The organism is Bacillus sp. TE9106W (assembly GCF_054062215.1).
The window spans coordinates 211,228-225,104 of the sequence record NZ_JBSSFA010000005.1; the positions used below are offsets into that span (position 1 = coordinate 211,228).

General features: G+C 34.8%; 14 protein-coding genes and 2 pseudogenes. 2 read left to right on the forward strand and 14 right to left on the reverse strand.

Features of this window, described 5'->3' with window-relative positions; genetic code table 11:
* Positions 1-161: 161 nt before the first annotated feature.
* A complete protein-coding gene (locus ACVWY7_RS12340; protein ID WP_001160088.1) occupies positions 162-1,178 on the forward strand; it encodes a D-alanyl-D-alanine carboxypeptidase family protein in 1,017 nt (338 codons plus the stop codon).
* Positions 1,179-1,242: 64 nt separating this feature from the next.
* Here ACVWY7_RS12340 and ACVWY7_RS12345 read toward each other — a convergent pair.
* The 12 genes and pseudogenes from ACVWY7_RS12345 to ACVWY7_RS12400 all read right to left on the reverse strand — a co-directional run.
* Positions 1,243-1,353 (reverse strand): annotated as a pseudogene (locus tag ACVWY7_RS12345) (hydrolase); the annotation flags it as partial.
* Positions 1,346-1,906 (reverse strand): nucleoside/nucleotide kinase family protein, encoded by a 561-nt coding sequence (locus tag ACVWY7_RS12350; protein ID WP_001060866.1) that lies wholly within the window; start codon positions 1,904-1,906, stop codon positions 1,346-1,348. The gene ACVWY7_RS12350 and the pseudogene ACVWY7_RS12345, both read right to left, overlap by 8 nt.
* 51 nt (positions 1,907-1,957) lie before the next feature.
* A complete protein-coding gene (locus ACVWY7_RS12355; RefSeq protein WP_033682646.1) occupies positions 1,958-2,497 on the reverse strand; it encodes a GNAT family N-acetyltransferase in 540 nt (179 codons plus the stop codon).
* Between the two features lie 120 nt (positions 2,498-2,617).
* Positions 2,618-2,947 (reverse strand): exosporium protein ExsK, encoded by a 330-nt coding sequence (exsK, locus tag ACVWY7_RS12360; RefSeq protein ID WP_000535707.1) that lies wholly within the window; start codon positions 2,945-2,947, stop codon positions 2,618-2,620.
* A gap of 170 nt (positions 2,948-3,117) precedes the next feature.
* Positions 3,118-5,058 carry an AMP-binding protein gene (locus ACVWY7_RS12365; RefSeq protein WP_000806495.1) on the reverse strand — a complete coding sequence of 647 codons (1,941 nt, stop codon included), beginning with the start codon at positions 5,056-5,058 and terminating at the stop codon, positions 3,118-3,120.
* A gap of 49 nt (positions 5,059-5,107) precedes the next feature.
* On the reverse strand, positions 5,108-6,649 hold the full coding sequence (locus ACVWY7_RS12370) for an acyl-CoA carboxylase subunit beta (protein ID WP_105989564.1): 1,542 nt from the start codon (positions 6,647-6,649) through the stop codon (positions 5,108-5,110).
* A 2-nt stretch (positions 6,650-6,651) separates the two neighbouring features.
* Positions 6,652-7,440, reverse strand: coding sequence for an enoyl-CoA hydratase (locus tag ACVWY7_RS12375; protein ID WP_000939804.1), 789 nt, complete (start codon positions 7,438-7,440; stop codon positions 6,652-6,654).
* Positions 7,441-7,444: 4 nt separating this feature from the next.
* Positions 7,445-8,356 (reverse strand): hydroxymethylglutaryl-CoA lyase, encoded by a 912-nt coding sequence (mvaB, locus tag ACVWY7_RS12380; protein WP_000775444.1) that lies wholly within the window; start codon positions 8,354-8,356, stop codon positions 7,445-7,447.
* Between the two features lie 21 nt (positions 8,357-8,377).
* A complete protein-coding gene (locus ACVWY7_RS12385; protein WP_001985297.1) occupies positions 8,378-8,593 on the reverse strand; it encodes an acetyl-CoA carboxylase biotin carboxyl carrier protein subunit in 216 nt (71 codons plus the stop codon).
* Between the two features lie 26 nt (positions 8,594-8,619).
* Positions 8,620-9,957: an acetyl-CoA carboxylase biotin carboxylase subunit gene (locus ACVWY7_RS12390; protein WP_000486746.1), complete on the reverse strand. Its 1,338-nt coding sequence runs from the start codon at positions 9,955-9,957 to the stop codon at positions 8,620-8,622.
* Positions 9,958-9,972: 15 nt separating this feature from the next.
* The gene (locus ACVWY7_RS12395; RefSeq protein WP_000397256.1) at positions 9,973-11,118 is read right to left on the reverse strand and encodes an acyl-CoA dehydrogenase; all 1,146 of its coding nucleotides are present in this window, start codon (positions 11,116-11,118) and stop codon (positions 9,973-9,975) included.
* A 216-nt stretch (positions 11,119-11,334) separates the two neighbouring features.
* Positions 11,335-12,303: a YbgA family protein gene (locus tag ACVWY7_RS12400; RefSeq protein ID WP_001248617.1), complete on the reverse strand. Its 969-nt coding sequence runs from the start codon at positions 12,301-12,303 to the stop codon at positions 11,335-11,337.
* A gap of 232 nt (positions 12,304-12,535) precedes the next feature.
* On the opposite strand from ACVWY7_RS12400, the gene ACVWY7_RS12405 reads away from it, so the two are divergent.
* A complete protein-coding gene (locus tag ACVWY7_RS12405; protein WP_000728147.1) occupies positions 12,536-12,835 on the forward strand; it encodes a WGxxGxxG family protein in 300 nt (99 codons plus the stop codon).
* Positions 12,836-13,108: 273 nt separating this feature from the next.
* Here ACVWY7_RS12405 and ACVWY7_RS12410 read toward each other — a convergent pair whose 3' ends face one another.
* Both ACVWY7_RS12410 and ACVWY7_RS12415 read right to left on the reverse strand, forming a co-directional pair.
* Complete coding sequence (locus tag ACVWY7_RS12410) at positions 13,109-13,360, reverse strand: hypothetical protein (RefSeq protein WP_000548623.1); 252 nt, start codon at positions 13,358-13,360, stop codon at positions 13,109-13,111.
* A 209-nt stretch (positions 13,361-13,569) separates the two neighbouring features.
* Positions 13,570-13,833: pseudogene (locus tag ACVWY7_RS12415) on the reverse strand (metallophosphoesterase); the annotation flags it as partial.
* Between the last annotated feature and the right edge of the window lie 44 nt (positions 13,834-13,877).

Consider the following 13,877-nt stretch of genomic DNA (forward strand, 5'->3'; position numbering starts at 1 on the left):
AATTTCTTATAATATATGAAATTGGACCTTTCATTTCCCATTAAATTACAATTTTAAATAATCCTTTATAATTCTTTAGAAATTCTTTACCTTTTCTTTCTTCCTAATTAAGCATTCCTTTTTACAATATTATTATCGATGTCATAATAGGAGGATCGCTTATGCAATTCTTAAAAAAAATTACAATTTTATTATTATCTTTTGTTATTACCACACTTATCGTTTTATATTTTTATCTTTATGTAAATGGTCCCATTATTCAAGCTAAATCAGCTATTTTAATAGATGCCAATTCAGGTGAAGTTGTTTATAAAAAAAATGAAGAAACTTCTATACAATCAGATACTTTATCTAAATTAATGACAGAATATATCGTACTAGAACAACTGAATAAAGGAAATATACAGTTAGATGAAGTAGTACAAATAAGTAACGAAGTTTTCCGAGCAGAAACGAGTCCTATACAAGTAACTTCGAAAGATAAAACAACGGTTCGTGATTTACTTCATGCATTGTTATTGACAGGGAATAATCGTTCTACACTTGCCCTTGCAGAACACATTGCTGGAAACGAAGATAATTTCACTCAGCTAATGAATGAAAAAGCAAAACAACTAAAGTTACCACAACCATCTCCGTTTCTAAACGCTACTGGAATGAATAACGGTACAAATAAACTTTCAACTACAACAGCAATTGAAGTTGGTAAACTAGCAACAAGATTAGTAACAGACTTTCCAGATGTACTGAACGTTACAAAACTAACCTCTTACCAGTTCACCTTCAAAGATACCAAAGTTTTCAATACCAATAAAATGATTTATTCCCTAAATAAAAACATTAAACTCCAAGGTGTTGATGGCTTACAAACTAGTTTTTCAACTAATAGTAATTATAGTTTTGTCAGTACAGCAAAACGAGGAGATACTAGACTTATTTCAGTAATATTAGACGCCGATAATGAAAACAGTACTTTTATTGAAACAAAAAAATTACTACAGTACGGCTTTGATCCCTCCTCATACTCTGCACTTCAAGCATTTAAAGATGCTGTTACATCTTGGGCAGTTTTGCTTCAGTTTAAAAATTTGATCATACAAACATTGTTGATTTTCTTTATTATTACAATTTTAATGTTTTTACATATACGTCAGAAAAAATCCGAGGATTTCAACTAGGAAATCTTCTTATATATAAAAAACGGCTTGCATTTACAGTGCAAGCCGTTTTCTAAATTTATAGTCCTCTCCCAATTAAATTTGCTGAAACAGGCTGCAACTTCTTTCCTTGAAATACTTTTGAATACATTTTAAAATCATCAACTTGTACATATTTTTCTATACTTTTAACCATTGGCGATCACTTCTCTCCGATAAAGTTCTTCTTCAATTTGATTAATTATTTCATCTACAGATAAAGCTCCATCCAACACAATATCTGAATTTGGCTTTACAGTACGAAGCGCCTCCAAATAGGCTTTTCTAGCATAGTTTATATAATGCATTAAATCATTATGTATTTCACTCTTTGTATCTTCTTTAAAATCTCGCAAAATTCTTCTAGCCATTGCAATATCTAAAGGCGTATCGATAAATATAGTTACATCAATGAATTGTCGCATTTCACTATTTAAGTATGCAAAAGGATAATCTACAATAATATAATCTACATTACTATCTCGTATAAGATGCTGAATATCCTTAATTAATGGTGTGAGTACCCATTCATCATAATTTGCTCCATCATCAATCCATTTACAAATATCAGTAGGACAGTTTTCAAAGTGATAGCTATCAAAATATAGTGCTTTTGAATTTGTTAGCTTTTCAGTTAATCTTTCTGTAACAGTCGTTTTACCTCCTCCTGAAACAGCTGCAATTGTAATGATTTTCGTTTTATTATTCATAATTCCACACCATACCCCTTTTAATTAACATAATATAGTTATAGATAATTATTATTTTTTATCACTCCATTCATATTCTAACATACTCATTTCCCATAAATTCCAATACGTTTCGCCCACTTTTTTTGACTCTCTTAATAAACCTTCTTTTATAAATCCTATTTTTTCATAACATAAAATAGCCGATGTATTAAAATCATAAACACCAAGCGTTACTCTATGTAGTTTTAATTCATCAAATGCAATATGAAGTACTGCTTTCATCATATGCTTCCCTATGGAACGTCCTCTCATTCTCGTATCACCAACTAGTACTTTACCAATCCTTGCAGATTTATTTATATGGTCTATTTGCCCAAGTGAAATATGACCAACTACTTCTTTATTCTCTTCATCTATTACCTTGAATGCAAGTGTATTTTCACTTTCTATATATTTTTCTAATTGTTGTTCATGTAGGGGATATGTAAATGCATTTCCAGACCATTGTATTAAAAATTCTTCGGAATCAATCCAGTTTATTAATCGTTTGAAATCGGATCGTTTAAAGGGTTCTAATTTAATCAACTTCATTCTCCTTTCATACACCATTCTATATATCCTCAAACTTATTTCTATATATAGAATATATTCTCCTTTTATACGAAATGAAAATAAAGCCATTCATAAGAATGGCTTTACAAAAAACATAGCCCAATTATGCCATGTTTCTTATGTTAATAATGGTTCAATCGCTTCAATTTTACAAACTGAAATAATTACTGTAACTACCCCAGCACTATTAGCAAGTTTTACAACATCACAAGTGACTGAAGAAACAGTTCCTGCATAATTATTACTTCCTGTTGTAATACGCACTGACCTGTTTACTAACTTTCTCAGCTCATCTCTAATTCCTTGTACACAGCAACAGTCACATGCCTTGTTTTGCTCTTCATGTTCTTTTTTACACTCTTCAAAAACATCCCAACAATCATCCTGTTTACATGAACACTGTTTACATGAACACTTTTTTCTAGAATTACTATAACGAGATCCCAAAATCTCACCCCCCTAGTCATTTCTATTAATATAGTATGTCCACTAGCTTCAAAGTGTACGAGGCAAAAACATAGAAAGGAAAAAACAAACACATGTACTAAACTATCCTGTATACATAAAAACTGACCTCTAATTGTTAGAGGTCAGTTCACATTATACATGCTTTAATTTTATAATTTACTAGACTGCAATCCCTGAATAAATGGCACTACTTCAGGGTTTACAAGTGATGATAAATCACCTAATTCTTTCCCTAAATAAGCAGCTTTAATGACACGTCGCATTACTTTAGAATTACGCGTTTTCGGTAAATCTTCTACAACGTGAATATCTTTTGGACATAATGCTTTTCCAATATGAGAGTTTACTAAACTCATTAATTCTTTCCTTAATTCGCCTGTAAATGTTACATTATCTCTTAATACTACAAAACAATGACAAACTTCACCTTTTACATCATCTGGTACACCAATCGCGGCAGCTTCTATGACATCATTATGCTTCACAAGAATAGATTCATATTCAGCAGGTCCAATGCGTTTTCCAGCAATGTTTAGCGTATCATCTGAGCGTCCTGTAATAATATATTGCTCACCATCATAAACCACCCAGTCACCGTGAACCCATTTATTTTCAAAACGTGACCAATATGTGTTCACATAACGCTCATCGTCTTCCCAGAAACTTTTCGTCATACCAACCCAAGGTTTCTCTAAACATAATTCTCCCACTTCATCGCGAATTGGATTACCTTGATCATCGAGCACAACCGCTGCCATTCCTGGTAAAGAAGCGTTAAAGCTAATCGGTGCAATTGGTTTAATAAGGACATTTCCGAAAATCCCACCTGAAATTTCAGTTCCGCCTGAATAGTTACAAATTGGCACATTACTTTTTCCAACCGTTTCAAATAGCCACATCCAAGGATCTGGATTCCAAGGCTCACCTGTTGAGGCAAATACTTCTAAACTCTTAAGCGAATGTTTATTTACATACTCATCACCTTTTGCCATTAATGCACGAATTAATGTTGGTGATATACCGAGATGTGTAATTTCATATTTATCAACTGTCTCCCATAAACGATCTGCTTCTGGGAAGTCCGGAACACCTTCATACATAACCATCGTTGCTCCATTAATGAGAGAGCCGAATAGTAAAAATGGTCCCATCATCCAGCCCATATCAGTTACCCATAATACGCGGTCGCCTTGTTTTATATTCATCCCAAACCCTGCATCAAATGCTGCTTTCAAAGGGAAGCCAGCATGAGTGTGTACGGTCCCTTTCGGTTTTCCAGTTGTACCTGATGTATAAATGAGCATTAACGGATCGTCACTCTGCATTTCTTCAGCATGTACAAATGGCTTTTCTTTTTCTAACGTACTCCATGAGAAATCATAATTATGCGGTGTAAAATCATTTCCTGCGTGGCGCACGATAACGACTTTTTCAACAGTTGGAGAATGCTCACAAGCTTTATCTACTTCATCTTTTAATGAAACAATCTTACCTCGGCGTGAAAAACCATCTGCAGTAATGATCATCTTTGATCCTGCTGCTTGCACGCGTGTCATGACTGCATCAGACGCAAATCCTGAGAATATTGGTGAAATAATTGCTCCGATTTTCATTACAGCTAGCATCGCAACAACTGTTTCTGGAATCATTGGCATATAAATTGTGACTCGGTCGCCTTTTTCAATACCCGCATGTTTCAAACCATTTGCAACGCGACTTACCCAGCTATCCAGTTCTTCATATGTAAATGATTTTGAAGTTCCATTTTCTCCTTCATACTGAAGTGCTGGTTGCGTTCTTGTTTCATCATCTGCAAGCCAGCGTGATAAAACTGATTCTACAACGTTACATGTTCCGCCATTATACCACTGTGCAAACGGCGTACCATTTTGCAGGTCTAATACTTCTGTATAAGGTTTCATCCATTGATAGCCAACCGCTTTCTCAGCTTCTCCCCAAAACCAAGCTGTTTCTTCAATAGATTTATTATAAAACGTTTCATAATCTTCATACCCCAATGATTTCATCCAACCATATAAGCGTGTTTTTTCTTTATACTCTTCTGTTGGAAACCAAACTGCTTGTTTCAATGTTTTCCCCTCCTTGACTTTTTGAGCAAGAAAGCCCTAAACAGGGCTTTTAAACTGGATAAACAGGATGTTTACGATCCGTAAATATTTGATATTTACTCATATACATTTCGAATCGTCCTTTTAACTCTTCTCTTAAATTATTTGGATGAACAATACCATCAATGACCATCTCTGATGCTAAATGGTAAATATCAATATCTTTCTTATACTCTTCTCGTTTTTCAGCAATGAAGCTATCACGCTCTTCTTCAGGTAAAGCTGCAATCTTATTTGCATATACAGCATTGACCGCGGCTTCTGGACCCATTACCGCAATAGAAGCTGTCGGTAATGCTAGGCAGCAATCTGGTTCAAAGGCTGGACCTGCCATCGCATATAAACCAGCACCATATGCTTTACGAACAACGATAGAAATTTTCGGTACAGTTGCTTCACTCATTGCGGAAATCATTTTTGCACCGTGACGAATAATACCAGCACGTTCTACTTTTGTACCAATCATAAATCCAGGTACATCTGCAAGGAATAATAACGGAATATGATATGCATCGCATAAATTAATGAACTTTGCTGCTTTATCAGCTGAATCGTGGAATAATACGCCGCCTTTCATTCGCGGTTGATTTGCAATAATACCTACTGGCTTACCATCAATACGTGCTAAACCTGTAATGAGTTCTTGAGCAAATAATTTTTTCACTTCATAGAAAGAACCTTCATCAATAACTCTATTAATAAGATCTTTCATATTGAAAGGAGCATTTTGATTTTCTGGAATGATTTGTTCTAACGTTTTATCGAATTGTTTCGGTTCTTGAGGTGTAACCAATGGAGTTTTTTCTAAGTAGTTGTTTGGAAAATATGAAATGTATTGTCTTGCTTGTGTAATCGCATCTTCTTCTGTTTTACATAAAACATCTCCGCATCCTGATACAGAGCAATGCATACGAGCTCCGCCCATCTCTTCTAAAGTTACCTTTTCACCGATAACCATCTCAGCCATACGAGGAGATCCTAAATACATAGAAGCATTCCCTTCTACCATCATAACAACGTCACAAAAGGCTGGAATATATGCGCCACCAGCTGCAGAAGGTCCAAATAATAAGCATACTTGCGGAACTTTACCTGATAATTTCACTTGATTATAGAAGATTCTTCCTGCACCGCGGCGCCCTGGGAACATTTCAACTTGATCCGTAATACGCGCCCCAGCAGAGTCAACTAAATAAAATAACGGAACACGTAATTTTTCTGCCGTTTCTTGAATACGTAAAATCTTTTCAACTGTACGTGCGCCCCATGATCCAGCCTTTACCGTAGAATCATTTGCCATTACGCATGCAGTACGACCATGTATTTTTCCCGTTGCCGTTATAACACCATCAGCAGGTAATCCCGTTTCTTCACAATTTGCAAATAATGCATCTTCTACATATTCACCATTATCAAATAAAAGAGCTAAGCGATCTCGAACGAATAGTTTACCTTTCGCTTTGTTTTGTTCATGATATTTTGGTGCGCCGCCTTGTTTAATCGTTTCAACTCGTTCTTCAAATGTATTCGATTGTTGTTTTTGATCTATCATATTTACTCCCCCTTATACATTGGTGTGCGTTTTTCCTTGAATGCCTGTAATCCTTCTAATCTATCTTTCGTATGGATTACACCTTCATACGCTTGTTTTTCCATTTGTAATCCGGTATGTAAATCAACTTGAATACCGTTTGAAATTGCTTCTTTCGCTAATCGAACAGCAATAGGGCCATTACTAGCAATTTTCTCTGCTATTTCAATCGCTTTTTCTTCAAGTAAATGAGCTGGTACAACAAATTCTACTAGACCATATTCTTTCGCTTCTTGTGCCGAAATACGTCTTCCTGTATAAATTAATTCTTTCGCTCTACCAACACCAATTAACCTTGGCAAACGCTGCGTACCACCTGCTCCTGGTATAATTGCTAGTGTAGTTTCAGTCAGACCAAGACTTGCAGATTCAGCCGCAATTCTAAAATCACAAGCTAAACTTAATTCCGTACCACCACCAAGTGCGATTCCATTTATAGCAGCAATAACTGGCTGTGGTAATTGTTCAACCATTTCCATAGTAGTACGAATCATACTAACAGCATGGCGAACTTGTTCTTCATTCATGCCAGCACGTTCTTTTAAATCAGCACCAGCACAAAACGCTTTTTCACCAGCACCTGTTAGAATAACTACACGAGTATTTGCCTCTTCATTTATTTGAGTTAATATGTTTTGTAACTCTTCTAATAACGCTAAAGATAATGAGTTTGCTTGTCTTTCACGATTTAATGAAATCTTTACAACGTGCGGTGTTACATAATCAACTGAAATATTTTGTAATTGTAGCATCTTCTCACCTACTTATCGTTTTATGTTGAAGCGCTCTATACACATGACTCGGTAATTGGATATTTAATTTACTTTGAATAAATTGACTCGCTCTTAATAACTTCTCTTCATCAATATTCGTTTGGACTCCTAACTTATGGAGCATATGAACTAAGTCATCAGTTGCAACATTGCCTGATGCTCCTGGTGCATATGGACAGCCGCCAAGACCACCACAAGAACTATCAAATGTTGTAATACCATATTCTAAAGACTTTACTACATTCGCAAGAGCCATCCCGTACGTATTATGGAAGTGCATTGCAAACTGCGAAGCATCATATTTCTTTAATAAATGCTCTAATACTCGCTCTACTTGTAACGGATTCGCTACTCCGATTGTGTCGCCAAGAGACACTTCATAAATGCCGTATGAAAATAGTTGATCACATAATTCGTCAACTGCTATGACGCTTATATCCCCTTCATAAGGACATCCAAATACAGTAGAAACATAGCCTCTTACCTTTTTACCTTCAAATAACGCCTGTTTTGTTATATCTTCAACTACAACTAATGCTTCTTTAATGGATTTATTAATATTACTTTTATTATGAGATTCACTTGCTGATAAAAAAACATTCACCTCATCTACATTTTGCAAAAAAGCTCGTTCCAAACCATTTTGATTTGGAACAAGCGCTGCATATGTAACATTTGGGTCCCTTTTCAGCTCTGAAAACACATCATTTGCATCTGCTAATGCAGGGACCCATTTAGGGTGAACGAATGAGGAAACTTCAACGTACGATAATCCCGCCTCTGTAAGTAGTTGGATCCATTTTACTTTATCTTTTGTGCCAACAATCTTTTTTTCATTTTGTAAGCCATCACGTGGGCCGACTTCTTTAATGACAGCAAAATTAGGTAGTTTCAATTCGCTTCCCCCTATATCTCCCTATTCAATTTCTAGTAATACATCTCCTTCATTTACAAAATCGCCTTCTTGCACATTAATTTTCATAACTGTGCCAGCTTCTTCTGAAACGATTGGAATTTCCATTTTCATAGATTCCAAAATGACGACATCCTGCTCTTCCTCTACTGTATCTCCTACTCCTACAACAATCTTCCATACATTTCCTGCCATCGATGCATATACTTTCGTCATCATTTTTTCCCCCTTAGTATTTTTAAATCTTATTTTTTAACAAGTTGTTTCGTTACAAAACCCGTTGTATAAATACCACTTTTGAACACATCATCTTCCAATACTTGAAGTAGCATTGGCGTGTTCGTTTTAATACCTTCTACTTTTAATTCTTCTAAAGCATCATGTAATTTTGAAATTGCTTCTTCACGAGTCTCACCATGAGCAATGACTTTCGCAATCATTGGATCATAGAAAGGTGTAATCGTTACTTGATTCTCCAAAAAGTGATCAATACGTACGTTTGTTGGAAGCGTTAAATCTGTAATTTTCCCGGGTGATGGGAAGAAAGTTTTCGGATCTTCTGCATAAATACGTGCCTCAATGGCATGACCACTACGTTTTATATCATCTTGTGTAAACGATAATTTCTCACCATATGCAATTAAAAGTTGTTGTTCTACAAGATCTAAACCCGTAATTTCTTCTGTCACTGGATGCTCTACTTGTAATCTCGTATTCATCTCTAAGAAATAAAAGTTCTTTTGATCATCTACAAGAAACTCAACTGTACCTGCATTTGTATAACCTAAAGCTTTAGCAGCTTGTACAGCAACTTCACCCATTGCTTTTCGCGTACCTTCATCTAAAAATGGTGAAGGGGCTTCTTCAATCACTTTTTGATTTCGGCGCTGCACTGAACATTCACGCTCCCATAAATACACCGTGTTACCATGTGTATCTGCTAAAAGCTGAATTTCAATATGATGCGCGTCTGCTATATAGCGCTCTAAATACATTTCTCCGTTACCGAAGAAGTTTTGTGCTCTTGTTTTGTTGCTTTCAAATGCTTTGGTGAGCGTTTGCTCAGTTTCCATCAACTGCATTCCAATGCCTCCGCCTCCTGCGGATGCCTTCAACATTAATGGATAACCAATTTGTTTCGCAATTTCAATCGCTTCTTCAGCAGTTTCAATATTTGTAGTAATACCTGGAACTACTGGGACATCTGCAGCTTGCATTGCAATACGTGATTCAATTTTACTTCCCATCTTCGTAATGATTTCTTCTGATGGACCGATAAATACGATTCCTTCTTCTTTACAACGTACTGGAAAAGATGGATTCTCAGATAATAATCCATATCCCGGATGGATTGCTTCGGCATTTGTCTTCTTCGCTATTTCAATTATTTTTTCAAGGTTTAAATAGCTTTCTTGGACACGCGGCCCACCCACTAAGTAAGCTTCATTTGCCATTTTTACATGTAAGGCATTTTCATCTGCCTCAGAATAAATAGCAACAGTACGAATGCCAAGTTTTTGACAAGTTTTCATAATACGAACTGCGATTTCCCCGCGATTAGCAATTAATATTTTTTGAAACATAGTGATTCCTCCTTTTTATCTACATCCTAAATGTCTAGCAATTACGAGACGTTGAATTTCAGAAGTTCCTTCACCAATTTCTAATAGTTTTGCATCACGAATATGTCGTTCTACTTCATATTCACGCATATAGCCGTATCCACCGTGAATTTGTACCGCTTGATTTGCAATACGACTAGCAGCCTCAGATGCGAAAAGTTTTGCCATAGCCGCTTCTTTACCGAAAGGTTTATCGTTATCTTTTAACCAAGCTGCTTTATGTACTAAATTACGTGCTAGCTCTACTTCAGTCGCCATATCAGCTAATTTAAATTGAATCGCTTGGAAATTAGAAATTGCCTTTCCAAATTGTTGACGTTCTTTCGCATATTGCAATGCACGTTCAAATGCAGATTGCGCAATACCAACAGCTAATGCTGCGATTGAAATACGCCCTCCATCAAGTGTATATAAGAATTGTTTAAACCCTTTATTTACATCACCAAGAATATTTTCTTTCGGTACACGTACACCATCAAGTACGATTTCACATGTATTAGAAGCACGTACGCCCATCTTATCGTAAGGGCTTGAAATCGTTAACCCTTCACTAGTAGTCGGTACGATAAATGCAGAAATACGTTTTCTACCATTCTCTTCAACACCGTTGACAGCGGTTACAATAATTGTATTTGCATACTCAGCATTTGTAATCCAACACTTTTCACCACTAATCACATACTCATCACCATCTAGAATCGCTTTCGTTTGTGTGCCACCTGCATCAGATCCAGCATTCGGCTCCGTTAATCCGAAAGCACCTAATGTTTTACCTGACGCCATTGGAACTAAATACTTTTGTTTCTGCTCTTCTGTACCGAAATAATAAATTGGAGAAGCACCTAATGAAATTGTTGCAGCGTAGCTTAAGCCTGTCCCACCACAAGCACGACCAATTTCTTCAACTGCTAACGCGTACGATACTGTATCGCCACCTGAACCTCCATACTCTTCTGGGAATGGGATGCCTAATAATCCTAGTTCGCCCATTTTTTGAAATGTTTCATATGGAAACTCTGCAGTCTTATCATAATACACAGCTTTTGGCGCGATTTCCTTTTCAGCAAAGTCACATACCATTTCTTTAATCATTTGTTTTTCGCGAGTTAGAGTAAATTCCATTCCGCTACACACCCCTTATCGAATATTGAGTTTCGACAGCGTGCTAGTTTCTACTACAAACATTACGAATGAAAAGACAAGAATATTAGTTAGATAATTGTTATAATTCTGTCATAATTTAATTTTAAAACAGATTCTGTACTAATGCACAAAAAAATTCCTACATTGTTCTACAACAACATAGGAGTTTTCTTGTCGAATTATGTAATTTTATGTTTAATAATCTCTACCTTTTCCCGAATCTGAAATCTCTACTAAAGCTTCAGGATATGGTTCGAAATATGTTTGTCTTAATAAATACTTTTCATCAAATCGAAGAGCCCATGATTTTAAAATTGCAAGTAAGCTACTAAGCGGAATTTTCTTTTCTATATACTTTTGTATTAAATTTAAAAAATGATCTTTTTCTTGCTTCTTCAGCTTTGTTTTAAAGTATCCAAAAATATGCTCACATACATTTACATTCGATGTATAGCGGGGTGTGCGCAGAAATAATTCATGTAAAGTCTTCTCATAGTTTTCAAATACAACTTCAATCTTTTCATTTTTGTGATTTGCAATAATACGCCCTAATTCCTTTTGTTTCATCTGATTATATGCCATAAATAAATATTTATTATCCGACTGAAACGATACGAGGTCTTTCATATTTTTATTACGTTTAATCATCTTGTAATATGCGATTGTAAATAACCTTGTAAAGAAATGTTCTCTAATAATAAAATTCGACAATCTACCTTCTTCTTCAATTGGAAGATGCGAAAATTTTTTTAGTACTGCACCACCAAATAAGCCTGGTCCCTTCCCTTTTGCTGGTGCTTTTTCAAAACCAGAATAAATTTTCACATCACGCGTACCACAACTTGGCGAACGATTCTTTAAAATAAAACCATCCACATCTGATATCGTATGTAAAAAATCATTTGAAAATCGCTCCATTTTTTCAGTTACATCTTCCCGTGTCGATGGTTGCACAAGTTTATTCACACCATTTCCTTCTACAATTCGTATCGTTTCACGAGGAGTCCCCAATCCGATCTCGACTTCTGGGCAAACAGGTATAAATGTAACAAATGGCTGCAAATTTCTTATTGTTGCATCCGGAATCATCTCTCCATTATAACGACAAGCATCAAATTCTAAACATTTACTTACGATGATTGTAGGTTTTGCAAATTGTCGCATTTCATTACCTCCTTAGTGCTAGTCCATATAATATAAATTGTACTAAGATTAACATTTTAAGCAAAGTTTGATTCCTTTAATTTTATGATAAATATATATCAAATAATATATTTGCAATCATTCAACTCTATTTTCTATAAATGTGCGCTCTATAACGATGGTTTAGATACTGTGAAACGAATAATATACACATGCTCTGGAGAATTTAATACGTAAGAAAGGAGGGAGCTTTATGAAGAAGAAATTATCATCTATTTTAAGTGTTTTAGCGCTATCTATTATGTTTTTAGGTACATCTGCGCAAGCTGAACACGATGGAAATAATATGAATAGAGTTAATAACACTGACATTTCAACTCGAGTTAATGACAATAACTTAGACAGAGTTAATAATGATGTAAGAACTAGAAATGTAAATACGACAAATGATTTAAACGATAATCGTGATAGAAATAATAATTGGGCTTGGCTCGGTTTATTAGGACTAGCAGGATTATTAGGTCTTAGAAGAAGAGACAAAGAAACACGCTGATTTAGAATGTTTTTAGTAAGCAAGTACTTATTTATCAAAAATATATAATGAATATAAATCGCCTTTTTAAAGGCGATTTATTATTTGTTTAAAAGTAATATATGTATTTACACTTCAACATATTTTTACTTATGATTAAATTCGTGGTGTTAGTCCATACAGTATAAATTGAATCGTATTTTCCATCAATAACATGAAACAATGAAACAGAGTCGACATTAGAATAACATTTCTTAAAGTCGACTCTGTTTCATTTAAACTATAAATTTTACTTTACGTTTTTAAATTCATATACTTCCTAATTCTAGCAACATCTAAAGAATATTGGATAACTAATTGCTGTAACGGTAAAATAACTGTATCGGGATATAAATGTGCATATTGTAATGTTTCTGCATATTTTTCTAACCTTTTTTCTAAATATTTTATAATTTGATCAGGATGACTTACTAATAAACATTTACAATAATAATGTATTTGTTCCTCAATCGCCGTATACTCTTCAATTTCATATTCTTTATGCATGTGTACACCCCTTTAAGTTTTTATATAAATTCCTTATCACACTTTTCACTCGACTAATTTTTAATTTTTTTGATTATTTACACTATAACAAACTCTTCGGGTCAAATTTTGTTACTTTATGTAACGTAGAAAATTTTTAACAAAATTGTAATGTTAATTTGTATAAATTGCATATAACCTATTTTTTCTGCACAAAAAAATCGTACAGTTCAATTTAACTGTACGACTACAAGTTCTGGCCTATTAAAAATTATTTGCTGACTGATACTATTGCCTAATCCTCGACTAACTACCATCGATGTTTTTTGTTCTTCATAAAAACCAGCTGTATATTTAGGTAAAACACCTTGATTTGGAGCCACTAATTTGCTGATAAATGGTAACCTAAATTGTCCACCATGAACGTGTCCTGATAAAGCTATATCTATTTGCTAATCAGCATAATTCTGAATAAATTCAGGTCTATAGAATAAATCATCTATTTCTCCTATATATAGATATCCTCCTATGTAATCTG

Coding starts and splice junctions, on each gene's coding strand:
- ACVWY7_RS12340 (WP_001160088.1), top strand. CDS start 162: ATGCAATTCTTAAAAAAAATTACAATTTTATTATTATCTTTTGTTATT.
- ACVWY7_RS12350 (WP_001060866.1), bottom strand. CDS start 1,906: ATGAATAATAAAACGAAAATCATTACAATTGCAGCTGTTTCAGGAGGA.
- ACVWY7_RS12355 (WP_033682646.1), bottom strand. CDS start 2,497: ATGGTGTATGAAAGGAGAATGAAGTTGATTAAATTAGAACCCTTTAAA.
- ACVWY7_RS12370 (WP_105989564.1), bottom strand. CDS start 6,649: ATGATAGATCAAAAACAACAATCGAATACATTTGAAGAACGAGTTGAA.
- ACVWY7_RS12375 (WP_000939804.1), bottom strand. CDS start 7,440: ATGCTACAATTACAAAATATTTCAGTTGATTATGTAACACCGCACGTT.
- ACVWY7_RS12385 (WP_001985297.1), bottom strand. CDS start 8,593: ATGATGACGAAAGTATATGCATCGATGGCAGGAAATGTATGGAAGATT.
- ACVWY7_RS12390 (WP_000486746.1), bottom strand. CDS start 9,957: ATGTTTCAAAAAATATTAATTGCTAATCGCGGGGAAATCGCAGTTCGT.
- ACVWY7_RS12395 (WP_000397256.1), bottom strand. CDS start 11,118: ATGGAATTTACTCTAACTCGCGAAAAACAAATGATTAAAGAAATGGTA.
- ACVWY7_RS12400 (WP_001248617.1), bottom strand. CDS start 12,303: ATGCGACAATTTGCAAAACCTACAATCATCGTAAGTAAATGTTTAGAA.
- ACVWY7_RS12405 (WP_000728147.1), top strand. CDS start 12,536: ATGAAGAAGAAATTATCATCTATTTTAAGTGTTTTAGCGCTATCTATT.
- ACVWY7_RS12410 (WP_000548623.1), bottom strand. CDS start 13,360: ATGCATAAAGAATATGAAATTGAAGAGTATACGGCGATTGAGGAACAA.